At 59.5% G+C, this 23,664-nt stretch carries 22 protein-coding genes; 13 read left to right on the top strand and 9 right to left on the bottom strand.

The genetic code is table 11. The annotated features are described in order from the left end of the window. Positions 1-57 precede the first annotated feature (57 nt). Together ACR0DB_RS00435 and trkA are read right to left on the bottom strand one after the other, a co-directional pair. Positions 58-1,596, bottom strand: a complete 1,539-nt coding sequence (locus tag ACR0DB_RS00435; RefSeq protein ID WP_480548140.1) for a TrkH family potassium uptake protein — start codon at positions 1,594-1,596, stop codon at positions 58-60. Further along, positions 1,596-2,972 carry a Trk system potassium transporter TrkA gene (gene trkA, locus ACR0DB_RS00440; RefSeq protein ID WP_480548142.1) on the bottom strand — a complete coding sequence of 459 codons (1,377 nt, stop codon included), beginning with the start codon at positions 2,970-2,972 and terminating at the stop codon, positions 1,596-1,598. The genes ACR0DB_RS00435 and trkA overlap by 1 nt, the downstream gene beginning before the upstream one ends. A 96-nt stretch (positions 2,973-3,068) precedes the next feature. On the opposite strand from trkA, the gene ACR0DB_RS00445 reads away from it, so the two are divergent. Then, entirely contained in the window at positions 3,069-3,548 is a 480-nt protein-coding gene (locus ACR0DB_RS00445; RefSeq protein ID WP_170774318.1) for a hypothetical protein, read from the top strand. A 12-nt stretch (positions 3,549-3,560) separates the two neighbouring features. Here the strand turns inward: ACR0DB_RS00445 and ntrX are convergent, their stop codons facing one another. From ntrX to dusB, 5 genes are all read right to left on the bottom strand, one after another. Next, entirely contained in the window at positions 3,561-4,970 is a 1,410-nt protein-coding gene (gene ntrX / locus ACR0DB_RS00450; protein ID WP_170782496.1) for a nitrogen assimilation response regulator NtrX, read from the bottom strand. Next, positions 4,967-7,255 (bottom strand): sensor histidine kinase NtrY-like, encoded by a 2,289-nt coding sequence (locus ACR0DB_RS00455; RefSeq protein ID WP_170774322.1) that lies wholly within the window; start codon positions 7,253-7,255, stop codon positions 4,967-4,969. Before ACR0DB_RS00455 ends, ntrX begins: the two co-directional genes overlap by 4 nt. A 99-nt stretch (positions 7,256-7,354) precedes the next feature. Further along, complete coding sequence (locus ACR0DB_RS00460; RefSeq protein WP_170774324.1) at positions 7,355-8,722, bottom strand: response regulator; 1,368 nt, start codon at positions 8,720-8,722, stop codon at positions 7,355-7,357. A 33-nt stretch (positions 8,723-8,755) separates the two neighbouring features. Then, positions 8,756-9,823, bottom strand: coding sequence for a two-component system sensor histidine kinase NtrB (locus ACR0DB_RS00465; RefSeq protein ID WP_480548144.1), 1,068 nt, complete (start codon positions 9,821-9,823; stop codon positions 8,756-8,758). Then, positions 9,820-10,803 (bottom strand): tRNA dihydrouridine synthase DusB, encoded by a 984-nt coding sequence (dusB, locus tag ACR0DB_RS00470; RefSeq protein ID WP_480548146.1) that lies wholly within the window; start codon positions 10,801-10,803, stop codon positions 9,820-9,822. The genes ACR0DB_RS00465 and dusB overlap by 4 nt, the downstream gene beginning before the upstream one ends. A gap of 183 nt (positions 10,804-10,986) precedes the next feature. Between dusB and ACR0DB_RS00475 the strand changes: the two genes are divergently transcribed. The 6 genes from ACR0DB_RS00475 to ACR0DB_RS00500 all read left to right on the top strand — a co-directional run bounded on the left by ACR0DB_RS00475 (position 10,987) and on the right by ACR0DB_RS00500 (position 16,954). Continuing rightward, positions 10,987-12,117, top strand: a complete 1,131-nt coding sequence (locus ACR0DB_RS00475) for a bifunctional 2-C-methyl-D-erythritol 4-phosphate cytidylyltransferase/2-C-methyl-D-erythritol 2,4-cyclodiphosphate synthase (protein WP_480548148.1) — start codon at positions 10,987-10,989, stop codon at positions 12,115-12,117. Then, the gene (locus ACR0DB_RS00480) at positions 12,114-12,611 is read left to right on the top strand and encodes a phosphatidylglycerophosphatase A family protein (protein WP_480548150.1); all 498 of its coding nucleotides are present in this window, start codon (positions 12,114-12,116) and stop codon (positions 12,609-12,611) included. The genes ACR0DB_RS00475 and ACR0DB_RS00480 overlap by 4 nt, the downstream gene beginning before the upstream one ends. Beyond that, a complete protein-coding gene (locus ACR0DB_RS00485) occupies positions 12,608-13,090 on the top strand; it encodes a CinA family protein (protein ID WP_480548152.1) in 483 nt (160 codons plus the stop codon). Before ACR0DB_RS00480 ends, ACR0DB_RS00485 begins: the two co-directional genes overlap by 4 nt. A 145-nt stretch (positions 13,091-13,235) precedes the next feature. After that, the gene (locus ACR0DB_RS00490) at positions 13,236-14,417 is read left to right on the top strand and encodes an ammonium transporter (RefSeq protein WP_170774337.1); all 1,182 of its coding nucleotides are present in this window, start codon (positions 13,236-13,238) and stop codon (positions 14,415-14,417) included. A gap of 129 nt (positions 14,418-14,546) precedes the next feature. Next, positions 14,547-15,227, top strand: a complete 681-nt coding sequence (locus tag ACR0DB_RS00495) for an orotate phosphoribosyltransferase (RefSeq protein ID WP_480548154.1) — start codon at positions 14,547-14,549, stop codon at positions 15,225-15,227. Between the two features lie 236 nt (positions 15,228-15,463). Beyond that, positions 15,464-16,954, top strand: coding sequence for a replicative DNA helicase (locus ACR0DB_RS00500; RefSeq protein ID WP_480548156.1), 1,491 nt, complete (start codon positions 15,464-15,466; stop codon positions 16,952-16,954). A gap of 1 nt (position 16,955) precedes the next feature. Here ACR0DB_RS00500 and ACR0DB_RS00505 read toward each other — a convergent pair whose 3' ends face one another. Further along, on the bottom strand, positions 16,956-17,495 hold the full coding sequence (locus ACR0DB_RS00505) for a GNAT family N-acetyltransferase (protein WP_170774343.1): 540 nt from the start codon (positions 17,493-17,495) through the stop codon (positions 16,956-16,958). Positions 17,496-17,713: 218 nt separating this feature from the next. On the opposite strand from ACR0DB_RS00505, the gene alr reads away from it, so the two are divergent. The 3 genes from alr to ACR0DB_RS00520 are packed head-to-tail and all read left to right on the top strand — an operon-like array spanning position 17,714 to position 20,270. Beyond that, a complete protein-coding gene (gene alr / locus ACR0DB_RS00510; protein ID WP_480548158.1) occupies positions 17,714-18,748 on the top strand; it encodes an alanine racemase in 1,035 nt (344 codons plus the stop codon). Next, on the top strand, positions 18,745-19,527 hold the full coding sequence (locus ACR0DB_RS00515) for an MlaE family ABC transporter permease (RefSeq protein WP_170782505.1): 783 nt from the start codon (positions 18,745-18,747) through the stop codon (positions 19,525-19,527). Before alr ends, ACR0DB_RS00515 begins: the two co-directional genes overlap by 4 nt. Next, positions 19,524-20,270, top strand: coding sequence for an ABC transporter ATP-binding protein (locus tag ACR0DB_RS00520; protein WP_170774349.1), 747 nt, complete (start codon positions 19,524-19,526; stop codon positions 20,268-20,270). Before ACR0DB_RS00515 ends, ACR0DB_RS00520 begins: the two co-directional genes overlap by 4 nt. Here ACR0DB_RS00520 and ACR0DB_RS00525 read toward each other — a convergent pair. After that, positions 20,267-20,695 carry an acyl-CoA thioesterase gene (locus tag ACR0DB_RS00525; protein WP_480548160.1) on the bottom strand — a complete coding sequence of 143 codons (429 nt, stop codon included), beginning with the start codon at positions 20,693-20,695 and terminating at the stop codon, positions 20,267-20,269. The two genes, ACR0DB_RS00520 and ACR0DB_RS00525, sit on opposite strands and share 4 nt — an antisense overlap. A gap of 100 nt (positions 20,696-20,795) precedes the next feature. Here ACR0DB_RS00525 and ACR0DB_RS00530 point away from each other — a divergent pair, with 100 nt between their 5' ends. From ACR0DB_RS00530 to radA, 3 genes are all read left to right on the top strand, one after another. Then, positions 20,796-21,242 carry a paraquat-inducible protein A gene (locus ACR0DB_RS00530; protein WP_170774358.1) on the top strand — a complete coding sequence of 149 codons (447 nt, stop codon included), beginning with the start codon at positions 20,796-20,798 and terminating at the stop codon, positions 21,240-21,242. Between the two features lie 153 nt (positions 21,243-21,395). After that, entirely contained in the window at positions 21,396-22,178 is a 783-nt protein-coding gene (locus ACR0DB_RS00535) for a DNA repair protein (RefSeq protein WP_480548162.1), read from the top strand. 122 nt (positions 22,179-22,300) lie between these two features. After that, on the top strand, positions 22,301-23,662 hold the full coding sequence (gene radA, locus ACR0DB_RS00540; protein WP_480549072.1) for a DNA repair protein RadA: 1,362 nt from the start codon (positions 22,301-22,303) through the stop codon (positions 23,660-23,662). Positions 23,663-23,664: the final 2 nt, after the last annotated feature.

Below are 23,664 nucleotides of genomic sequence, written 5' to 3' on the forward strand. Positions count from 1 at the left end.
AGTGTCGTTAACCGAGTTTCCAGATGAAAAATCAATCATTAACACGAGTGTTGATTCTCAGTCCCGCCAGAGCGTGGGCGTGATCAAGGCGATAATGGCCAGAGTCTCCAATCTGCCAATCACCATCGCCGCGCACATGGTCAGCTTGGCGCTTGACGAAAGGTCAATCAGGCGCAGGGGCACATCGGTCGCCAGTTCGATCAGCGGACCCGTGGTGCTGAGCGCCGCGACCGTCAGCACCATCGCCTGTTCGAACCCCGCCCCCATCGCAGCAAGCAACATATTGAACAGCGCGGCGGTCAGCGCGAACATCATCAAAAAGATCCACGCAATGAATGCTCCATCGCTTTGAATACGTCGGTTGCCGCCGCCCACCCCACTGACCGAGGACGGGTAGATCAGCCGGTCAATCTCGCGCGCGCCGTTCAGATAGAGCGCAAACACGCGCAGCAGTTTGACCCCACCGGCGGTCGTGGCAACCCCGCCGCCGATCAGGGCAATGCCCATCAGGATCAGACCCGGCGTGCCAAGACCCGACAGTTGCTGCGCATCGTTCCAGTTCGCACTTTCAAACCCTGCCGTGGTCAAAAAGGACAAGCCTGTAAACAGCATGCCCCAAATCACATTGACCGCCTGCATCGGTTCTAGCCGGTTGCCGATCTCATTGACCCCCAGCCAAACCCGGACGAACAAAAGCGTTGCGACTGTGCCGACAATCATCAGACCAATGCGAAATTCGGGATCCTTGTCCAAGCGTGAATAACCGGTTGTTGCCGTGTCGGTCGAAAAGGTCAGGCGAGACAAGGCGAAGAAAAGAAACAAGAACAGGATCGCCTCACCCGTGAACCCGGCCTGCGCACCCTCCATTCCGCCGACCGGAGAAATCCCCGAGGTCGCCATCGTAGACATGGCGTGGCAGATCGCAGTCAGCCCTTGTTCGCCCGCAATCAACAGCAGCAGGCAAATCACCAAGGTCAGGCCGGCATAGATCGGTGTCAGCGTCCGCGCGACTCGGATCAGACGGCCACGCGGATCGACCTTTTCGCTTTGCGCCACGCCCGAGACCGGGCGACCGGGCTGCCCGCGCGCCGTAACCTCGAACCCGCCTAGCGACAGAGGGGCCAGGATCGCGGCAGCTGAAATCCACATCAGCAGGCCGCCCATCCACCCCACTTGCGCGCGCCAGAAATGCAGAGGCGCGTTCAGACGGTCGGGGTCGGGAAACAGGTCGGCGCCGGTCGTGGTCAGCGCGCTGACCATGTCGAAATAGGCGTTCAGAAAGGTGGTATTCCCCAAAGCGTCATGCAGGGGGATTGCCAGATAAAGGGGCAAAACGGTGAAACTGGCCAGCAATACCGCTAACTGCCCCAAAGTCCCCCTGCGCGGTACACGGTTCGATGAGGCCAAAGCAATGATGGCCACGATGAACAGCCCAAGAAACCCGGAATAAAAAAATGAACGCGAGGAGTCGTGATCATCCAGAACCAGCGCATAAATCGCGGGTATCCACATGGACAGCGCGGCAATGGCCCAGATCAGCAGAAACAGCGGCAAGCGCCGCACCAATCCGATCCGCTGTGTCCGCGCGCGCTCCATCAGAAGAAATCAATCGAAACCTGCATCAAGCGCTCGACCTCGGGCACGTCCTTGGCCATGGCAAAGATCGCCAGCACGTCTTTCTCTTCGATCCGCAGGCTGCCCGTGGGGCGCAGCAACTCACCCCCTTTGCGAACAGCCCCGACCAGAACGCCCTCGGGAAAGTCGATGTCACGCAGCCTTTGCCCCGCCATGGGAGAGGTCGACAGAACCTCGGCCTCGATCACCTCGGCCTCGGCATCGCCGATGGAATAAACCTGCCGCACGCGCCCATGGCGGATATGTCGTAAGATGGAGCTGACAGTGGTGGCGCGCGGGTTGATATAGGCGTCAATGCCCAAAGGTCCCATCAAGGCCACCATGCTGGGATCATTGATCAGTGCAATCGCCAGCGCACAGCCCTCGGCCTTGGCCCGCACGGCGGCCAGCAAGTTGGCGCGGTCGTCGTCAGTGACGGCCAGCATAGCGTCGGCACGCTCGATCCCGGCCTCGCGCAACAGCGCGGAGTCCAAGCCATCGCCGTTCAGAACAATCGTGCGCTCCAACGCTTCTGCGGCCAGTTCGGCACAGCTGCGGTCGCGTTCGATGATCTTGGCGCGCACCCGGCTTTCGCGTTCCTCAAGCGTCCTCGCAACCTCAAGCCCGACATTGCCGCCGCCCACGATGACCACGCGGTCCTGTTTCTTTTGCGCCTTGCCGAAAACCTCCATCGTGCGGTCGACGTCTTTTACGTTGGCAAAGACATAGCATTCGTCACCAACGAACAGCTGGTCTTCGGACTCCGGGGCAAACAGAGTCCCCTCGCGCCGCACCCCAACCACGATCGAGCTGAGGGTCGAGAACAGATCGGTCAACTGACGTAGGGGCGTGTTTACGATCGGGCAATCCTCGTCAATGCGGATGCCCAAAAGCTGCGCCTGCCCGTCCATGAACATCTCGGTATCAAAGGCCGAGGGGGCCGAAAGGCGGCGCATGGCGGCGGCGGCCACCTCGCGTTCAGGGCTGATGACCACGTCGATGGGCAAGTGATCGCGGCGATACAGGTCGGAATGGATGGCTTGTAAATAGGATTTAGACCGCAATCGGGCAATCTTGCGCTGGATCGAAAAGACAGAATGCGCCATCTGACAGGTGACCATGTTCACCTCATCGGAATGGGTGGCGGCGATGATCATATCCGCATCACGGGCGCCCGCGCGCTGAAGTACATCAGGATAGCTGGCAAAGCCGGCAATACCCTGAACGTCTAGTGTTTCCGTGGCGCGACGCACCAGGTCCGGGTTGTTGTCAACCACTGTAACGTCATTCAGTTCGCCCGACAGATGCCGCGCAATCTGCCAGCCAACCTGACCGGCCCCGCAAATGATGACCTTCATATACCTGGCCCTTCTGCCTGAAAGGATTGAATGACAGATGGCCCCAAAACGGTCAATCGAATTGTCATTTCCGCCTGCCGAGGGCAAGATAAGCCTATGAAAACAGTTGCCCGTTTCCTGATACCTGTCTTTGCGTTGACCTCATGCGGTCCGCTTTCGATGTATTACCAAGAAGGCGCAAGCGTTTCGCGTGTGCAGACCGAGACGACACAGTGTCAGGTTCAGGCACTGGATGACGCGCCAGTGGCGACCCAGGTGCGTCAAGGCCCCCCCACCTATTGGCCGGGCCGTACCCGCTGCGACGGGCGCGGCAATTGTTATCGCACAGCGGGATGGTGGCAGCCTGGGCAGATCTACACCGTGGACGTCAATAAAGGCCTACGCGACCGTGTTGAAGCACAGTGCATGGCGGCCAAAGGGTATCGCCCGATCAGCCTGCCGCCGTGCAAACAGCGGATAAAAGCTAGTGTCCCACCCGCACGCACGACCCAATTTCCGCCGATTGGAACCGAGTCCTGCTTTGTTAAATTCGACGACGGATCGTTTCAGATCATCACACCCGGCCAGACGGGGTGAAGGACCGGCGGATTATTCCGCCGGCTCCGGTTCGTCCAGTTGCGCCACCCTTGCGCCCGATTTGTTCGACGTCACCACGCCCAGTGATTTCAGCTTGCGGTGCAGCGCGCTGCGCTCCATCCCGACAAAGCTGGCGGTGCGGCTGATATTGCCGCCAAAGCGGTTGATCTGGGTCAGCAGGTATTCCCGCTCGAACGCCTCGCGGGCTTCGCGCAGCGGCAAGGTCGCCAGCGCGCCAGACAGAACAACGCGGCCGGAATCGTCGGCCTTTTCATCCTCGGTCGGCAGCTCCTTAGCCTCGATCGGCCCCGTGCCGTCGCCCAGGATCAGCACCCGTTCGATCAGGTTTTTCAACTGACGCACATTACCCGGCCATGTCATGGTCTGCAGCAAGGCCACCGCTTCTTCGGAAATCTCGCGAACCGGCAGGCCCTGCGTTTCGTTGCACATCTCGATGAAATGCTGGGCCAAAACCGGAATATCTTCGCGCCGATCCTCAAGCGAGGGCACGTCGATCGGCACCACATTCAGCCGGTGATACAGTTCCTCGCGGAAGCGATCAGCGGCAATCTCGGCATCCAGATCCTTGTTGGTGGATGAGATCACGCGCAAATCCACCCGAACCTTGTCCGACCCGCCGACACGTTGGAATTGCTGGTCGACCAGCACGCGCAGGATTTTGGATTGCGTGCCCAACGGCATATCCGCGACCTCGTCGAAATAGACCACACCGCCATGCGCCTCTTCCAACAGACCTGATTCCACCCCCCGGTCCGAGGATTCGCGGCCAAACAGAACTTCTTCCACGCGCTCGGGTTCGATCCCGGCGCAGTTTACGGTCACGAAGGGCGCGTTGGCACGGTTTGAATGCGCGTGGATATAGCGCGCCGCGATCTCTTTGCCCGACCCTGCCGGGCCGCTCAGCATAACGCGGCCGTTCGATTTTGTGACCTTGTCCAACTGCCCCTGCATCGCTCGGAACGAGGCGGATTTGCCGATCATGTCGGAATTTGTCACCTCTTTGCGCTTGAGCGAGGCATTCTCGCGGCGTAGACGCGATGTTTCCATTGCGCGGCGGATGACCACCATCAACTGGTCAATATTGAAGGGTTTTTCGATAAAGTCATAAGCCCCCTGCTTGATCGCCGCGACCGCAATTTCGATGTTGCCGTGGCCGGAAATAATCACCACCGGCACATCCGGGTTGTCACGTTTGACGGCTTTCAAAATATCGATCCCGTCCATCCGGCTGTCCTTCAGCCAGATATCCAGAATCAACAGCCCCGGCGGTTCCGAGTTGATCTGGGCCATGCACTCATCCGAGTTGCCCGCCAAGCGGGTCGTATAGCCCTCGTCCTCCAGAATGTCGGACACCAGTTCGCGAATATCGCGTTCGTCATCTACGATCAGAATGTCGCTCATCTTTGGCCTGCTTTCAGTTTGTTTGTTTGAATTGCCTGCTTTTGGGGCGCGTCAGACGGGGAAAAATTACCCGCTGGTAAACGGATCACGGCCATCGCGCCAAAATGGTCCTGTCCGTCGAAGACCGGCGCGTCTTCCAAAGTCAGCGCGCCGCCATGTTCTTCGATAATCTTTTTGACGATGGGCAGGCCCAAACCTGTCCCAGCATCCCGCGTTGTCACATACGGCTCGAACAGGCGCGCCCGATCTTCGGGCAGGCCAATGCCGTTGTCTGCAATTGTGATGACGGTACCCGCGTCATCGCTTTCTACGTCCACTTTGATTTGTGGCTTCAGGTTCTCGGGGGGGCCTTTTTGTTTAAGGGTTTCTATGGCTTCCCCGGCATTCTTGATCAGGTTCGTCAGTGCCTGGTTCAACATCGTCGCATCCAGATCAGCTGGGATCGGATCATCCGGCAATTGCGCCGTGATCTCGACATCGGGCTGCCCTGATTGCTGCAACAAAACCGCCTCGCGTACCAGATCGACAACGTTTTCCTCACGCCGATCGGGCTCGGGCATCCGTGCGAATTTTGAGAATTCGTCCACGATCCGCCGCAGATCATTGGTCTGCCGTACGATCACATCGGTCATGGATACAAGGCTATCGCAATCCTCTTCATCCAGCTTCCGCGAGAATTTGCGTTTGATCCGCTCGGCGCTCAGTTGGATCGGGGTCAGCGGGTTCTTGATCTCATGCGCAATGCGTCGCGCCACGTCGCCCCACGCGGCCATCCGCTGCGCGCTAACCAGATCGGTCACGTCGTCAAAGGCGACAACATAGCCTTCCAGCCCGCCATCCTCACCCCGTCTGGTTGCCATCCGCACCAGTAGGTTTTCAAGACGGCCCTTGCGCGTCACCTTGACCTCACCCTGAACGGCTTCCTGCCCGCTTTCCTTAAGGCTTTCGAACAAGGGCAGAAACTCGGGCACCGCTATGCCAATCGCCAGCGTTTCGTCCCCGCGCGACCAGTCCAACAATCGTTCCGCCGAACGGTTCACCAGTGTAACGCACCCATCGGGATCGACACCAACAACGCCCGACGTGACCGAACTGAGCACCGAATCGAACAACCGACGACGACGTTCGATCTGGCGGGTATTTTCTAGCAGAGTGTCGCGCTGTGCATTAAGTTGCCGCGTCATCTGGTTGAAATAACGTCCCAATATGGCAATCTCATCGTCGCTGGCCTCTTCGATGACTTGAACGCTCAGATCACCGGCCCCCACACGTTGCGCCGCTGTAGTAAGCCGTCCGACGGGACGCGACAGGCGCTCGGCAAACCACATACCTAGCGACATCGCCGCCAAGATCAAAATGACCGCAAATCCCAGATACAGCAGACCAAATTCGAACAGTACCCTGCCCCGTTCGCTTTCAAGCTGTTGATAGAACTGCACAGTTTCCTTGGTGTCATCCAGCAGCGTCAACAACTGACCATCCACCTCGCGGCTGACATAGAGATACCGGTCCAGATAGGCGCGTAGCGGCACGAGCGCCCGGAATTCACTGTTTTGCCAATCGTCGATGATCAGAAGGCCTGTGTCAGAGGCCTCTACGATCTGCTCGGGCGTCGGTGCCTCATAGTTGAACAGGTAAGACCGGTCGCCGCGCGACTTTATTTCCCCTGCTCCGTCAATGACATAAGCCTCACGCAGCCCACGTTGAATTTGCGATTGTCCTTGCGCAAGAACCGCGCGCAATTCCGCGTCCGAGATATAGAAATCCACCGCGCGCGCATTGTTGAGGTACAGCGCCAGAACCGTCGCGTCCTGCCGCAAACCTTCGCGGTGCTCCTGCTCATAGGCTTCGGCGGCGGTCAGGGATGAGCCAACAACCTGCCTCACCCGGTCCGAGAACCAGCCCTCGAGACCGATATTCACCGTCAGGCCAGCGAAAATCGCCACCGTCACTGTCGGCACCAGTGCGAGCAGGGTAAAGGCACCAATCAGACGCAGGTGCAGACGCGATCCGGCCGATTTCGCCCGGCGCGCGGCGATCAAACTGCCCAATTGGCTGAGAACCAGCGCAGCAACCACCAGCACATAGACCAGATCTGCCAGCAGAATCAGGCGCAGCGACGGCGCGGTTGTGCCCAAGTCAAAGGGACCGATGACCAGATAGGTCACCAACGCCAGAACCGGGCCCAGAAGAACCAGACCCAAGGTGCTAATATTGCGCAGCTTTCGGGATTTCCGCCACCGATTAATCGATAGGATCAGCCCGCTCTGTGCTCGGGATGCCACCGTCTGCCCTCATCCTGATGCGCCGTTTTCACGGCAAACCGCCATATTTCGTGGTCCTTGTCGGGGTCGAACCCGAATGCCACGCTTTGTGTGGCGATATTACATCAGTTTGCGGCGGCGTGTCACCTGAATATCGAGGTCTGTGATCTTTTTCCGCAGCGTATTCCGGTTAATCCCCAGAAGATCAGCACATTTTGCCTGATTTCCGCCGGTTGCATCCAGGGCCAACTCGATAAGAGGGGCCTCTACCTCGCGCAGGATGCGTTGATACAGGCCCGGCGGCGGCAGAATATTGCCGTGCAAGTCGAAATACCGCCGCAAGTGACGCGCGACCGAAGTCGACAGTTTCTCGCGCTCACCATCGCCCAGAACAGGTTCGGCTTCGGGCTGGCTGCCCAGAACCGCTTCGACCTCGGATTTCGAGATTTCATCGGCGCGGCTGGTCAGGCTGAGGCGGCGGATCGCGTTTTCCAACTGTCGCACATTTCCCGGCCACGAATAGCGCCGCACCAGCTCTACCGCATCCGGGCTGAGCCAGCGTTTGGTGCCGTGTTCGCGCTCTTCCCGCGCCAGAAAGTGGTCGGCCAAAAGGGTGATGTCATCCACACGTTCGCGCAGCGCAGGCACGTGGATTGTCGCGCCGCACAGACGGTAATACAGGTCCTGACGCACGCGCCCGCTCTCCATCGCGTCGGTCAGGTCCGACTGGCTGGTGGCCATAAAGCGTGGGACGTGGTCGCCGGGCGTGTCCATCATGCGGACGATGCGAGCCTGCAGTTCGTCCTCGATATCGGCAATCTCGTCGATCAGCAACGTCCCACCTCGAACCCGCGCCATCACCCGTGCAGGACCTTCCAGATCGCGCAAATCAGCGGCTGTTGCCGTGACAAAGGGCAGTGTGCGACGGTCCGAGAAATCATGAATAGCCCGTGCAATCAATGATTTACCTGTTCCACTTTCACCAGATATCATCACCGAAAGATCAGTGTTCATCACCCGTGCGACCAACCGGTACAGCGCCTGCATCACCGGGGTCCGCCCGACTAGGGGCAGTTCTTCTGGGCGGTCCTGCGCCGGTTCGCTGGCGTCGGTTTGCACGCGCTGTTTCTGCTCCAGCGCCCGCGCGGTCCGTTTCATCAGATCAGGCAGGTCAAACGGCTTGGGCAGATAATCATAGGCATCGGCCTCGGCCGCCTGAATCGCCGTCATGATCGTGTTCTGGGCCGAGATCACGATGACAGGCAGGCCGGGTCGGTCCTGCGCGATCTTGGGCAGCATCTCCAGGCCATTGCCATCCGGCATAACGACATCTGAGATCACCACATCGCCTTTCCCTTCGCCAACCCAGCGCATCAGCGTGGTCAACGAAGAGGTCGCGTGCACCTTGCACCCCGCCCGCGTCAGGGCCTGTGTCAAAACGGTGCGGATCGTGCGGTCGTCATCTGCGACCAGTACTGTTCCATCCATTGGTGCTCTCCTTAAGCTCTTCTCGGCTTTGTCTTACGTTGCATCCTTCGGTGCCCGCCTCAGCGAGATACGAAACACCGTACGGCCCGGCACCGAGTCGGCGGAAATCCAGCCGTCATGGTCCGAGATGATCTTGCTCACCAGCGCCAGCCCGAGGCCGGTGCCGTTTTCCTTGCCCGACACGAAAGGGTCAAAAATATCGCTACGGATTTTCTCGGGCAGGCCCGGACCGTCGTCGATGATCTCAACCTGCAGGGGCAACGAATGGCCCGAGCCATCGCTGCGCCGCAGGCGGAAGGAATGTTCGAAATACGTCCGCAGACGAATGGTTCCGCCTTTTGGATCAGCTGCTTCCGAGGCATTCTTCAACAGGTTCAGAATGACTTGGAGAAATTGATCGGGGTCGCCATAGGCCAAGGGCAACGAGGGGTCGTAGTCCTCGATAATCTTCATATGCGCGCCGAACCCCAGCAACGCGGACCGTCGCGCGCGGTCCAGAACGTCGTGGATATTGACGGGTTTGAAGTCAGGCTCCGACAGGTTTCCGAATTGCTCAACCTGTTCCAGCAGCTTTACGATCCGGCGACTTTCGGCGACGATAAGATCTGTTAACTCAAGGTCTTGCTGAGAGATATTCATGCTCAGCAATTGCGCAGCGCCGGTGATGCCGGCCAGCGGGTTCTTGATCTCATGCGCCAGCATCTCGGCCATGCCGATCGCCGACTGCGCCGCCGATTTAACGGTATTGCCCCGCGTCATCCGCCCTGCCAGTTCTCGCGGCGAGATGATCATGATCATTGAACCCGGATGGCCAACCAAAGGGGCAATCTGTAGCGCGCATTGCAGCGGCGCACGATTGCCCGAGCCCGCATCTACATCATTCACGAACAAGGGTGTTCCCTGCGCCCGCGCGCGCTCGAACGCCTCTTCCAGTGGCGCGTCGACCGCAATCTGATCCCAAACCGGGTGCCCGATCACCGATTTACGCGAGGCATTCAGGAATCCTTCGCCGGCTGAATTAACGTCGGATATCCGATCATCGCTATCAATTATGAAGGCCGGTACCGGAAGCGAAGTCCAAATACTCTGGTCTGAATTCATGCGACAGCCTCCGCCTCAGTGCTTAAGGCGTCACCCAGCAGGCGGATCACCTCATCCGTATCGCGAGAGGTAAGAACGGCGCGGCGCAAGGCTGCTGGCGTACCAGCCTGATCCATATACCAACCCAGATGTTTGCGCGCGACGCGCAGACCCAGATCGCTACCGTAAAAGCCCAGCATCGCCTGATAGTGCGCGCGGACCATCTCGATCAGGTCCTCGCCCTGAGGTACCACTGGCGCAGGCGCGCCATAGAGATCGTGGCAGACCTGAGCCAGAACCCAAGGCTGACCTTGAGCACCCCGCCCGATCATGACGCCATCCGCGCCCGATTGGTCCAGCGCCGTGCGTGCAGCACCGGTATCCACGATATCTCCATTTGCGATGACGGGGATATCGACCGCCTCTTTCACAGCGCGGATCGCCTGCCAGTCCGCCTGCCCCTTATAGAACTGACAGCGCGTGCGCCCGTGGATCGTCACCATTTGCACGCCCACCTCCTGCGCGCGCCGCGCGACGTCCGGCGCGTTCAGTAACTTGTCGTCCCACCCCAGCCGCGTTTTCAGCGTGACCGGAACATCGACCGCCGCGACCACCGCCTCGATCAATGTCAGCGCATGATCCGGTGTTTTCAGCAGGGCCGAGCCGGAATAGCCGTTCGTTACCTTCTTGGCCGGACACCCCATGTTGATGTCGATCACCCGCGCGCCCCGATCAGCAACCTGCCGGGCGGCCTCGGCCATCCAATGCGCCTCACGCCCGGCTAGTTGAACGGCGGTGTTTTCCACGTCGGCCGACAGCTCGGCCCGTTCGCGCACGCCGGGTTTGGCCTGCACCATTTCCTGGCTTGCGACCATTTCACTGACCACCATGCCCGCGCCAAAGCGCATCACCAGATCGCGGAACGGGCGGTCGGTGATTCCGGCCATCGGGGCCAGCAGAACCGGAGGGGTCAGGTCTTTTTCAGCGAGTTGCAGTGTCAACGTGCTTAATCCTTGGGCAGATGCGACTTAGATATCGAATTGAGCGTATATGAACAACAAAACGGCAGCTGAAAAGCCCGCAAAATCATCACTTGCTTAATTTTTAGGCGGGATAACGCGGGTGATTGCCTCTGCATTCACCGCGCCCTAAACATTCCCCTGAATTTGCCGGAGACACTCCTTATGACCACCGCCGCCATTATCGTTGCCGCAGGACGCGGCCTGCGCGCCGGAGGGGGTATCCCGAAACAATGGCGGCCTCTAGCCGGACGACGCGTCGCGGACTGGACGATCGAGCGGTTTCGTGAGCAAGTCGATCATATTGCGCTAGTTCTATCTCCTGATGACCAAGACGCGTGGGCAGAGCTCGCCGAGTCGGGCCTGATTCTGACCGCAGGCGGGGCGGATCGCGCGGGATCGGTGCGCAATGGGCTGGCCGTCCTGAGCGGTCTGGATGTGACCCGCGTTCTGATCCATGACGTCGCCCGCCCTTGTGTCAGCACGCAGGTTATTCGCAACGTGTTGCAAGCGTTGGAAACTCGCCCTGCAGCAGCCCCCGGATTGGCGATGACAGACGCGCTCTGGACCGGAGATGGCGCAACCGTCACCGGCACACAAGACCGCAGCGGCCTGTTCGCCGCGCAGACGCCGCAGGGCTTTCACTATGACGCTATCGTCGCGGCCCATGCTGCGTATTCCGGCAGTGCCGCAGATGATGTCGAGGTTGCTCGGGCCGCAGGTTTGGACGTGGCCATCGTGCCTGGCGATGCGGACAATATCAAAATCACACGGCCCGAGGATTTTGCCCGGGCGGAACGCATATTGGGAACGAAAATGGATGTAAGGCTGGGCAACGGGTACGACGTGCATCGCTTTGGCGACGGGGATCATGTAATCCTCTGCGGCGTGCAGGTGCCGCATGATCGCGGGCTGCAGGGGCATTCGGACGCTGATGTGGGAATGCATGCCGTAACCGATGCGATCTATGGCGCGCTGGCGCAGGGCGATATCGGCCAACACTTCCCGCCCTCGGACCCACAATGGAAAGGGGCCGCCAGCGAGATTTTCCTGCGCCGTGCGGTCGAACTGGCCGCGACGATGGGATACGCGATCTCGAATATCGATTGCACACTGGTCTGCGAATACCCCAAGATCGGCCCCCATGCCCAGGCGATGCGGATCGAGATGGCTCGGATTATGGGGCTGCGGACCGATCAGATCTCAGTCAAGGCGACCACATCAGAGCGGCTGGGCTTCACTGGCCGCAGCGAAGGTATTGCTTCTCTGGCTACAGCCTGTCTGGTGAAATCATGAACGCGGCACAATTGATCGGAACCGTCTGTGGCTTGGGTTATCTACGCCCCGCACCGGGCACGTGGGGGTCACTGGCCGCCCTGCCCTTGGCGTGGGTCTTTCATACACTGGGTGGTTTTCCCCTGCTGGTGATCGCCACGTTTGCGGTGTTCTTTGGCGGGCTCTGGGCGACCCGCGTGATGACCGCAGGGCAAGAGGATCACGACCCGTCCGAGATCGTCGTAGATGAGGTCGCAGGCCAGTTCATCGCGCTTTGGGCGATCTCTTACCCCTCCTGGGCGCATGGGATCGAGATCACGGCCCTCTGGCCCGGCTGGGTTGCAGGGTTCGTGCTGTTCCGGCTGTTCGACATCACCAAACTCGGCCCGGTGGGTTGGGCGGATCGCAAGGGAGATGCGATGGGCGTGATGCTGGACGATGTGATCGCCGGGGTGTTTGCCGCCATCGGCGTGCTGATCCTGGCCGGGATCGCGCACGGGGTGTTGGGACTTTGATCGTCGCCACGTTACTGGACCGCGCCAAAGCGCAAGGTGTGATGATTGCCGCTGCTGAAAGCTGCACTGGCGGCATGGTAGCGGCTGCCCTGACTGATATCCCCGGCAGTTCGGCCGTAGTGGATCGCGGCTTTGTCACCTACACCAACGCCGCCAAACAACAGATGCTGGGCGTGAAGGCTGCGACGCTGGATGCTTACGGCGCAGTCTCGGAAGAGGTCGCACGCGAAATGGCCGAAGGCGCGCTGCATCATTCACAGGCACAACTTGCCGTGTCGATCACAGGCATTGCAGGCCCCGGCGGGTCCGAGTTCAAACCCGAGGGCCGTGTCTGCTTCGGCCTTGCCGCCGATGGTTTGCACACACGGTCTGAGACAGTTGAATTTGGTCCGTTGGGTCGGGAAAACGTCCGGCGCGCGGCTCGAGATCACGCGCTTGACCTGCTTTCTCAGGCGCTTTCTAGTATCGCCCAAAAATAGGGCATATTACTCAAATCGCCGCCCATTTAACCACCTTTTCACAAAAAGCCCCGAAAATAGGCTGCATTTTGTGACGTTGCCTCTTTTTTCCCCGTCCCTGATCCGCTTCAAGCCGCGCCACGCAAGTTGAAGAGGAGACCGGCCGATGAATGGAGCCGATACCGCGTGGATCATAGTGGCAACCGCCTTGGTCCTGTTCATGACACTGCCGGGCCTGGCCCTGTTCTATGGCGGCCTCGTGCGCGCCCGCAACGTGCTGAGCGTGTTCATGCACTGTTTCTCGATCGCTTGTTTGATGAGCATCTTGTGGCTGGTCGCAGGCTATTCCATCGCGTTCGGCGATGGCGGATCAGGCTTGTGGGGCGGTCTGGGCAAGGCGTTTCTGAACGGTGTCGATGCAGACAGCCTATCGGGCACGCTGCCCGAGGTTCTCTTCTTCGCCTTCCAGATGACCTTTGCCATCATCACCCCTGCCCTGATCGTCGGCGCTTATGTCGAGCGCGTGGGCTTTGGCTTTGTGCTGACCTTCTCGGGCCTGTGGATGTTGCTGTGCTATGCGCCGGTGGTGCATTGGATCTGGGGTGGAGGCATCCTGACCGACGGTGGCATTTTGGGCGAGGTCGGCGTGCGCGACTTTGCAGGCGGCATTGTGGTGCATGAAACCGCCGGTCTGGCCGCGCTTATCATCGCCGTGGTTCTTGGCCCGCGCCGAAACCGCACGACGCCGCCGCACAATCCGGGCTTTGTCATGATCGGTGCCGCGATGCTGTGGGTTGGCTGGTTCGGCTTCAATGGCGGTTCGCAACTGGCCGCTGACGGCGGTGCTGCGATGGCGATGACCGTGACGCATATCTCGGCCGCGACTGCCTCTCTGACTTGGGCTCTGTATGAGCGGATCAAGTACGGCAAGGCCTCGATGGTCGGTCTAGTGACAGGTACGATCGCCGGCTTGGCCTCGATCACACCCGCCTCGGGCTATGTGGATCCGGTTCAGGCGCTGATCATCGGTGCCGTGGCCGGTGTGTTGTGTCAGGAAGCCGTCAATGTCATCCGCAACGTTCTGAAAATCGACGATACGCTGGATGTATTCGCCGTGCATGGCGTCGGCGGCATCTTTGGCACGCTTATGATCGCCGTCTTTGGCCTGGGCGCCTGGACTGCACAGTTGGGTGGCTTGGTCATCGTAGGTGTGTTCACAGTCGTTGTGACCTTTGTATTGATCAAACTGGTCGCGCTGATCACTCCGCTGCGGGTGGATGCAGAGACCGAGACCAATGGCCTCGATCTGTCGGTGCATGGTGAGCGCGCTTACGACATGACAAGCTGATCGCGCGTCAATCTGAATGTGCATAGCGGGCCCCTTGCGGGTCCGCTTTTCTTTTGTCCGCCCCCTCGACTCTGTGCCCTGCGGCGGGCTATCAGCCCGCAACGTGTTATCAGCCCAGAGGTTTGCATCATGATCCCCAGCTCGTACCCCGACAGCACCGAAATCGCCCGCCTGACCGCGCGCATGCTGCTGGAGATCAAAGCCGTCCACTTCAACGCGCGCGAGCCGTTCACACTGGCCTCTGGCCTGCCCAGCCCGACCTATATCGACTGCCGCAAGCTGATCTCATACCCCCGCATCCGCTCGACCCTGATGGACTTCCTGACCGTCACCGTGATGCGTGACGCCGGATTCGAGGCGTTCGACAATATCGCCGGTGGAGAGACGGCGGGCATCCCCTTTGCCGCGATGGTTGCCGAGCGGATGGCCTTGCCAATGACCTATGTGCGCAAAAAGCCCAAGGGCTACGGTCGCAACGCCCGGATCGAGGGTGCAATGTCCGAGGGTGAGCGCGTTCTGCTGGTCGAAGATCTGACCACCGATGGCGGATCAAAGCTGTCCTTCGTGGATGCGATCCGCGACACCGGGGCGACCTGCGGCCACACGGCGGTGATCTTTTACTACGGCATCTTCCCCGAGACCGAGAAAACCCTGGGCGATCACGGTGTGAAACTGCATCACCTGTGCACTTGGTGGGATGTTTTGGCCGAAGCAAAGGCGCAGAAAGCCTTTGATGCAGAGACACTTGACGGTGTCGAAGCCTTCCTGAACGACCCGCGTGGATGGCAGGAAGCCAACAAATCCTCCTAAAGTGCCTGTGCATAAGCTGGGGGTAACTTGGCAAAGAATCGCCCCCTCAGCACTCGCATCTAGTGCTGCTGCGACAAAGCTGCACTAAATGTTGCGCCGCGCGGTGTTCTTTGGCAAAGTTGTCCAAACTTATCCCAAGCTGAAGTCGAGTTATTCGCGACTTATCTTCAGAGATTTACAGATGGCCCAACGGGTGCCGGATTGATTAGAACTGTCGCACGGGCAGCGGGGACAAAATGAACGAGATAAGCAGTATCGAGCAGGCGGCGGCGCAGATTCAGAACGCCGAAACCATGCCGCATTCCATCGAGGCCGAGCAGCAGCTTTTGGGCGCGATTCTGACCAATAACGATCTCTATGATCGCGTCGCCTCGATCATTGGGGCCGAGCATTTCTATGACCCGGTCCATGCCCGCATCTACGAGGTGGCGGCCAATCGCATCGCCAAGAATGCTTTGGCCTCGCCCGTGACGCTGAAATCCTTCATGGCCGAGGATGAGGGCCTCAAGGAACTGGGTGGCCCCGCCTATTTGGTCAAACTGGCGGGTGCGTCGATCAGTGCCTTTGCGGTGCATGACTATGCCCAGATGATCTATGACCTCGCCATCCGGCGCGAGTTGATCCGGCTGGGCCGCGATATCTCGGACAAAGCGGCGCGGGTCGATGTGTCCAGCGAGCCCAAGGAACAGATCGTCGAGGCCGAGCAACAGCTTTATCAGTTATCCGAGCAGGGCCAGACCGAACAGGGATTTCAATCCTTCCTCAAGGCGGTCACAGAAGCCGTCAACGTCACCAACGAAGCGTATCAGCGCGGTGGTGGCATGGCAGGGATTTCCACCGGTCTGGCCGACTTGGACAAACAGCTTGGGGGCCTGCACCCGTCCGACCTGATCATCCTAGCCGGTCGTCCTTCGATGGGTAAAACCTCATTGGCGACCAACGTGGCGTTCAACGTGGCCAAAGCGTATAAACGCGGCACCAAGCCAGATGGGTCTGAGGGTGCGATTGACGGCGGCGTGGTCGGTTTCTTCTCGCTGGAAATGAGCGCCGAGCAGTTGGCAGGCCGGGTTCTGGCCGAAGCCTCGGAAATCTCCTCACACAAGATCCGTCAGGGTGACATGACCGAGGCCGAGTTCCGCCGCTTCGTAGACGCGGCGAAAGAGTTGGAAGCCTGCCCTCTGTTCATCGACGACACCCCGGCTCTGCCGATTTCGCAACTTGCCGCCCGCGCGCGGCGGTTGAAACGGACGCACGGTTTGGACCTGCTGGTCATCGACTATTTGCAGCTGTGTCGCGGCATGGCCGAAAATCGCGTCAACGAGATTGCCGAGATTTCGATGGGCATGAAGGCCATCGCCAAAGAACTGAACATCCCGGTCATCGCCCTCTCCCAGCTGTCGCGCCAGGTGGAAAACCGCGACGACAAGCGTCCGCAACTGTCAGACCTGCGGGAATCGGGCTCGATCGAACAGGATGCCGACGTGGTGATGTTCGTGTTCCGCGAGGAATACTACAAAGAGCGCGAAAAGCCCGGCGATCATGAGCTGGAAAAGATGGAAGAGTGGAAACAGGCCATGGACCGCCTGCATGGCAAGGCCGAGGTCATCGTCGGCAAGCAGCGCCACGGCCCCATCGGCACGGTTGAACTCTCGTTCGAGGCGCAGTTCACCCGCTTTGGCAATCTGGTCAAACCTTGGCAGCAGGACGGCCAGATCGAGGGCTACTGACCTACCACATCTCTGGCACATCGAAGGCAGACACGCAGCGTGACGAGCCTGCCAGCGGCGTCAGGTCCGATTTGGTCAGCGATTGCCCCTGCCATCCATGTGGCATGCTCAGCGCGTGGGGTGGGCTGGCGAACTCTATCGTCATTGGCTGAAATCCCGCTTTGCTATAGTAAGCGGGATCGCCATAGGTAACGACAACATCCAAACCTGCCTGACGCATCTGGTCCAGACCATAAGCAATCAGTTTTCTCCCAATCCCCTGCCCCTGATAGTCAGTACGAACCGCGACCGGAGACATCAGAACCACGTCGCGCGGATCATCTTCGTAAAAAAGCCGAGAAAAAAAGATACAACCCTTCAGATCACCAACCTCGCCAGCAGTGACGCAGAACAGGTCTTCGGGGGGCGTGGTGTCCATTAGGGCCTGCGTCAGCGCAAAAAGCGCATCGCCTTCCGCTTCGCCCTCGGACGCTGCGAACACATCGCGGTAGAATTCAGGAATTGCGGCCTCTTGCCCGGTAAGCCCCGAAGATAGCTTCATAATTTCACCCTTTCCCGCTGCATAACACCGTTTAGCATGATTCCTCGCCTAACCCTGCGACTGCCGTTCGGCAATTTCAATGGGATTGAGATTTTTCGCGATTTCCTGCGCGCTTTTCCCTGATCCGTGGCCAATCCCTGCCCACGTTCCTGTCAAACCGGGCAATAAACGGTGCGTACCCCCTTGACCTGCCGCGATCCAATGTCATGAACAGTGCCATGAGTACCGCACGTTTGACTATCAACCTTCTTGCGCTGGCCAATAACTGGCGCGCCTTGGATGCCAAGACGAATGCCGAGACCGCTGCGGTGGTCAAGGCCGATGCCTATGGGCTTGGGGCTGGCCCCGTTTCCGATGCGCTGGCCGAAGAAGGCGTGCGCACCTTTTTTGTTGCCGCTGCCGAAGAAGGTGCCGAGGTCCGTGCCGCCGTAGGCCCCGGTCCGATGATCGGCGTGTTCTCAGGCCATATGGAGGGCGATGCAGATCTGTTGCAGGCCCATGACCTGACGCCGATGCTGAACTCACCCGAACAGGTCAAGCGCCACGAACAAAGTCTGCCCGGCCACGCCTTCGGCATTCAGCTCGACACGGGCATGAACCGTCTGGGTCTGGAACGCTCAGATTGGGCTGAACTGCGCGAACGGATCGAGGCACAAAACCCTGCGCTGATCATGTCGCATCTGGCCTGCGCCGATGAGCCCGACCACCCAATGAACACCTATCAACTGCGCAATTTCCGCGAGATGACCGAGGGTGTCACTGCACGACGCTCCTTGGCAGCGACCGGTGGGATATTGTTGGGACCCGAATATCACTTTGACCTCTGCCGCGCTGGCGTCGGCCTTTACGGCGGCATGCCCTTTGCTGCGGCGAAACCCGTGGTGACAGCGGACCTGCCCGTCATTCAGGTCCGTGAACTGGCCGAAGGTGAGACGGTCGGCTACGGCAACAGCTGGACCGCGCGTCGTCCGTCCCGCATCGCCACCGTCGCGGCCGGATATGCCGACGGGCTGCATCGCGCGATTGGGGGCGGCATCGACGCCTTTGCAGGCGGTCAGCCCTGCCCGGTTGTTGGGCGCATTTCGATGGACTTGATCACCGTGGATGTCACCGACCTGCCCGAAGACCCCGAACGCCTGCGCATCCTGAACGGCCACCAGACCGTGGATGATCTGGCCGAGGCCGCAGGCACCATCGGCTATGAAATCCTCACATCGCTGGGCGCGCGCTATTCCCGAGGCTACGTGGAATGAACCCTTTGTATATGCTGGGCGGGCTGGGTCGCGTCGTCCTGTCCCTGTTTGCGAACTTCGGCAAGGTATCGCTTTTCACGGTCGATGCGATCTCGCACATTTTCCGCCCGCCTTACTACCCGCGCGAATTTGTCGTAGCACTGATGAATATCGGCTGGCTGTCGCTGCCGGTTGTCGGTCTGACTGCCATCTTCACCGGTGGCGCGCTGGCGCTGCAGATCTACGCCGGTGGCGCCCGTTTCAACGCCGAGGCCGTGGTGCCGCAAATCGTTGCCATCGGCATGGTACGCGAACTGGGCCCGGTGCTGGGCGGGTTGATGATCGCAGCGCGCGTCACCTCGTCGATCGCGGCGGAAATCGCGACGATGAAAGTGACCGAGCAAATCGACGCGCTGGTCACGCTGTCCACCCATCCGATGAAGTACCTGACCGCTCCGCGCGTATTGGCCGCAATCCTCACCGTGCCTGTTCTGGTGGCCGTGGGCGACGTGATCGGCATCGCCGGCGGCTATGTGGTCGCAACGCAAAGCCTTGGCTTCAACGCCGCCGTCTACCTGCAAAACACAGTCAATTTTCTTGAGCTGATCGACGTGATTTCGTCCCTGACCAAAGGCGCCGCCTTCGGCCTGATCACCGCCGTGATGGGCTGCTACTACGGCATGAACTCGGGCCGGGGCGCACAGGGCGTGGGGCGTGCCACCAAGTCCTCGGTCGAGGCTGCGGCCATTATGATCCTGGCCGCCAACTTCATTCTGACAGGGGTGTTCTTTTCGGTATGATACGGCTTGAGAATGTACACAAGGCCTTTGGCGACAACCGCGTGCTGCAGGGCATGAACCTTGAGATCCCCCAGGGCACCTCAATGGTGATCATCGGCGGCTCGGGCACCGGTAAGTCCGTGGCGCTGAAGTGTATTCTGGGTCTGATCAAACCCGACAGTGGCATGATCTACGTGGACGGCAAAGACGCCACCAAGGGCGACCGCGACGCGTTTCTGGCCCGCTTCGGGATGCTGTTTCAAGGCGCGGCGCTGTTTGACTCGCTGCCTGTCTGGCAAAACGTCGCCTTCCGCCTGCTGCGCGGCCCGCTGAAACGCCCGCCAGAATACGCCCGCGAGATCGCCATCGAGAAACTGCGCCGCGTGGGTCTGAAATCCGACGTGGCCGACCGCTTTCCGTCTGAGCTGTCGGGTGGGATGCAAAAACGCGTGGGCCTCGCCCGTGCCATCGCCGCCGAGCCCGAGATCATTTTCTTTGACGAACCTACCACGGGCTTGGACCCAATCATGTCGGGCGTCATCAACGACCTGATCCGCGAAATCGTGACCGAGATGGGCGCCACCGCCATGACCATCACCCACGACATGAGTTCCGTCCGCGCGATTGCCGACAACGTCGCCATGCTGCACGGGGGGGTGATTCAGTGGACCGGCCCTGTCAGCCAGATGGACGCATCCGGTGATCCTTATGTGGAGCAGTTCATCAGCGGCAGTGCCGAGGGGCCGATTGAGGCGGTGCGTTAATCTTCGTTCTTTGCCATCCAATATGCCGAACGCTCGACAATTTCCTGCGGAATGACTTCGGCGCGCCTAGTCTGCAAATTGAGCAAAACGCATTTGAAAACGGTCGTAAATGCAGGTTGTCCATCAGCAACGCGAACTAGTTTGTGGCTGAAAGTCATAGATTTCGTTCCAACCTCTAGAATCTCGCTTTCCATCTGGATGGCTTCGCCAGCACTCAATTCCGCAAGAAAATTGCTGTCTGCATGGACCACCGCAAAGGACAGCTTTCGTCCCGTCCGCATGTCGTCGGCCGTAAGCCCCAACTCAGCCTGCAGCGCAAAAACGGAATCCGAACAGGCTGCAAAATACTTGGACACATTCATGTGCCCAAGAAAATCACAGTCCGATGGGTCGACAATTGACTTGTAGGCCACAAAACCCGACATCGTTCCTCCCTTCAAAAAATAACTCTGTGGTGAGCGCTGATTTCGGTTAAGCATAGCAGAACATCGCAGCGAATTTTTAATCTCGCCAAGACACCCAGTCATGCCCCTCCGCCTCGCCACCCTCTCGCTCCTAATCCTCTACCCCATCGCATGGTTTGCCCCTCTGATGCGCGCAGGCCTGCTACCCATCTTCGGCCTTAGCGAAATCAGTGTCATCACCGGGCTGCAGTCGCTCTGGAAATCCGACATCTTCCTCGCGCTGGTCGTCACCGTCTTCGCCCTCTTCGCGCCCTACATCAAAACCATCGGCACAGCCCTGATCCAATGGAACCTGTTAGACCCGCGCGTCCAGCCCGCGCTCAACGTCCTTGGCAAGCTGGCCATGGCCGATGTTTTCCTGATCGCGCTCTACATCACACTGGCCAAGGGCATCTCTTACGCCACCATCGAAACCGCCTGGGGTCTTTACCTGTTTACAGGCTGTATTCTGGCCTCGCTGGCGTTGGGACATATTACAGAGATGACATCCACCTCACGAAAAGCTTAAAGCCAATTGATTGAAAACACTTACCCAAGTATCATCTTAATATTTCGAGCAGCAAATTGTAGTTTTCGGGTCCGTAGCGGATCACTCTGTATGCGTTAAGTCTACTCCGCTTCGGCTCCGGTGTGTTCCGGTTCTAGAAGGAGATGGACAACCATGGCCGCCCTCCACAACATAACATTGCAATTTCAGAATGCCTTTTTAAGACTGACTTTTTTCCTCATTTGCATGGCTGCGCTTGCGGCCGTGGCAACCACCGCATTGTCCGCACTCGGGGTCCTACCCTGGCTGTCCATGCAAGCTGGTTTCGGCCCCGCACCGACCGCAGATGCGGGCATGTTCATACAGATCGGATTGACCGCACTGATTCTCATGCTGGCCTTCTACCTGCCCGCAAATAGCCGGATGATGGCGCTTGAAAATGCGCATCGCAAGTTTGCGATGAACATGCAGGACATCACTTATGCCTACCAACTGGCTCATGCCGCAGATCGGGGTGACACATTCATGATGTCGTCCGAGTTCGATGCCGTCAAAGAACGTATCGCCTTTTTGCGCCAACATCCCGACCTGCAAGCTCTGGAGCCTGAAATTCTGGAACTCGCCGCTCAGATGAGTCAGATCAGCCATGAATTGGCCGTCACCTACAGTGATGAACGCGTGGCCCGAGCGCGCACCTTCCTGCAACAGCGTCAGGAAGAGATCGAACAATTCCAGCAGCGCATCGGTGACGCTCAAACCATCCAGCAAGAACTGCGGCAATGGACCCGCGATGTCGAAATCGAAGAATCCATCGCCAAATCGCAACTGGCACGCCTGCGGGACGAGTTGTTCGACCTGCTGCCCGAACTTTCGACCCAGCTTCAGGCCCCGGTCGAGGATCGCAAAACGGCGACATCCAGCGTCATCGCCATGTCGCCTTCGCGCGCCGCAGAGTAGGCGCCCTTGGGCGCCCGCCGCGGACGATGGCCCGCAGGGCTTGAGGACGTGGCGCGCCACCGACGGTAATGAAAGCCCGCAAGGGCTTGAAGAACCGCCCCACCTCGGGCACCAAGGGCCGCATGGCAAAGACGACTTTTTCATGCTCGGCCTGTGGCGCCACGCATTCCCGCTGGTCCGGCCGCTGTGACGGCTGCGGCGAGTGGAACACGATTGTACAAGAAGCCCCCCTTTCGGCTGGCCCGGCCAAGAAATCCCTCGGCGGCAAACGGGGCCAGACCATCGCACTCACGGACCTGTCGACCGAGGAAACCCCGCCGCCCCGCACATTGTGCGGGGTCGAGGAACTGGACCGTGTACTGGGCGGCGGCCTCGTCCCTGCCTCAGCCCTGCTGGTGGGCGGAGATCCAGGCATCGGCAAATCCACACTTTTGTTGCAAGCCGCCGCACGGTTTGCTCGTGCTGGCGTCAAAACCATCTATGTCTCGGGCGAGGAAGCCAGCGCCCAGGTGCGGATGCGCGCCCTCCGTCTGGGGCTGGAGGACGCGCCCGTGCAACTGGCGGCAGAAACAAACCTGCGCAACATCCTTACCACGCTTGAGGCGGAAAAGCCCGGCCTTGCTATTATCGACTCGATTCAGACCATGTGGGCCGACAATGTCGAAAGCGCGCCCGGCTCTGTGTCACAAGTAAGGGCAGCAGCGCATGAATTGACCACGTTTGCGAAACGACATGGCATTTCGATCATCATGGTCGGTCACGTCACCAAAGAGGGTCAAATTGCAGGCCCACGCGTCGTGGAGCACATGGTCGACACGGTGTTGTATTTTGAAGGCGAACGCGGACATCAATTCCGTATTCTACGCGCAGTTAAGAACCGTTTTGGCCCCGCCGACGAGATTGGCGTATTCGAGATGACGGGTAAGGGATTGGCACAGGTCACCAATCCCTCGGCCCTGTTCCTGTCCGAGCGCGGCACGCCCAGTCCCGGCTCGGCCGTGTTTGCTGGAATCGAAGGCACCCGCCCGGTTCTTGTTGAGTTACAAGCACTTGTCGCCCCCTCTCCCCACTCACAACCGCGCCGCACCGTTGTAGGATGGGATAGCGGGCGACTGGCCATGATCCTGGCGGTGCTCGAAGCGCGCTGTGGCGTGCCGTTCACCGGTTTGGACGTCTACCTGAACGTCGCCGGAGGCCTGAAGGTCAGCGAGCCCGCAGCCGACCTTGCGGTGGCAGCAGCCCTGCTCAGTGCGCGCGAAGATACCGCCCTGCCTGCAGATACTGTCGTATTCGGAGAAATCTCTCTTTCCGGGGCTCTGAGACCCGCAGCCCAAACCGAAAACAGGTTGAAAGAAGCCCAGAAACTTGGTTTCACATCAGCTATAGCTCCGGCAGGTGGCAAAACCGGCACTGTGGCAGGTCTGACACTCACCCGACCCTCTGATTTAGTGGGGTTTGTTGGCGAAACCTTCGGAGCAGGTTAAGG

The sequence above is a fragment of the Ruegeria sp. AB6 genome, from assembly GCF_056542685.1.

Excerpts from the sequence above, each read along its gene's own strand:
- ACR0DB_RS00480 (WP_480548150.1), top strand. The coding sequence starts at position 12,114 with ATGAACGCGGCACAATTGATCGGAACCGTCTGTGGCTTGGGTTATCTA.
- ACR0DB_RS00515 (WP_170782505.1), top strand. The coding sequence starts at position 18,745 with ATGAACCCTTTGTATATGCTGGGCGGGCTGGGTCGCGTCGTCCTGTCC.
- ACR0DB_RS00500 (WP_480548156.1), top strand. The coding sequence starts at position 15,464 with ATGAACGAGATAAGCAGTATCGAGCAGGCGGCGGCGCAGATTCAGAAC.
- ACR0DB_RS00490 (WP_170774337.1), top strand. The coding sequence starts at position 13,236 with ATGAATGGAGCCGATACCGCGTGGATCATAGTGGCAACCGCCTTGGTC.
- radA (WP_480549072.1), top strand. The coding sequence starts at position 22,301 with ATGGCAAAGACGACTTTTTCATGCTCGGCCTGTGGCGCCACGCATTCC.
- ACR0DB_RS00435 (WP_480548140.1), bottom strand. The coding sequence starts at position 1,596 with ATGGAGCGCGCGCGGACACAGCGGATCGGATTGGTGCGGCGCTTGCCG.
- ACR0DB_RS00535 (WP_480548162.1), top strand. The coding sequence starts at position 21,396 with ATGGCCGCCCTCCACAACATAACATTGCAATTTCAGAATGCCTTTTTA.
- ACR0DB_RS00460 (WP_170774324.1), bottom strand. The coding sequence starts at position 8,722 with ATGGATGGAACAGTACTGGTCGCAGATGACGACCGCACGATCCGCACC.
- ACR0DB_RS00530 (WP_170774358.1), top strand. The coding sequence starts at position 20,796 with ATGCCCCTCCGCCTCGCCACCCTCTCGCTCCTAATCCTCTACCCCATC.
- ACR0DB_RS00475 (WP_480548148.1), top strand. The coding sequence starts at position 10,987 with ATGACCACCGCCGCCATTATCGTTGCCGCAGGACGCGGCCTGCGCGCC.
- ACR0DB_RS00525 (WP_480548160.1), bottom strand. The coding sequence starts at position 20,695 with ATGTCGGGTTTTGTGGCCTACAAGTCAATTGTCGACCCATCGGACTGT.
- ACR0DB_RS00520 (WP_170774349.1), top strand. The coding sequence starts at position 19,524 with ATGATACGGCTTGAGAATGTACACAAGGCCTTTGGCGACAACCGCGTG.
- ACR0DB_RS00495 (WP_480548154.1), top strand. The coding sequence starts at position 14,547 with ATGATCCCCAGCTCGTACCCCGACAGCACCGAAATCGCCCGCCTGACC.
- trkA (WP_480548142.1), bottom strand. The coding sequence starts at position 2,972 with ATGAAGGTCATCATTTGCGGGGCCGGTCAGGTTGGCTGGCAGATTGCG.
- ACR0DB_RS00465 (WP_480548144.1), bottom strand. The coding sequence starts at position 9,823 with ATGAATTCAGACCAGAGTATTTGGACTTCGCTTCCGGTACCGGCCTTC.
- alr (WP_480548158.1), top strand. The coding sequence starts at position 17,714 with ATGAGTACCGCACGTTTGACTATCAACCTTCTTGCGCTGGCCAATAAC.
- ACR0DB_RS00505 (WP_170774343.1), bottom strand. The coding sequence starts at position 17,495 with ATGAAGCTATCTTCGGGGCTTACCGGGCAAGAGGCCGCAATTCCTGAA.
- ntrX (WP_170782496.1), bottom strand. The coding sequence starts at position 4,970 with ATGAGCGACATTCTGATCGTAGATGACGAACGCGATATTCGCGAACTG.
- ACR0DB_RS00445 (WP_170774318.1), top strand. The coding sequence starts at position 3,069 with ATGAAAACAGTTGCCCGTTTCCTGATACCTGTCTTTGCGTTGACCTCA.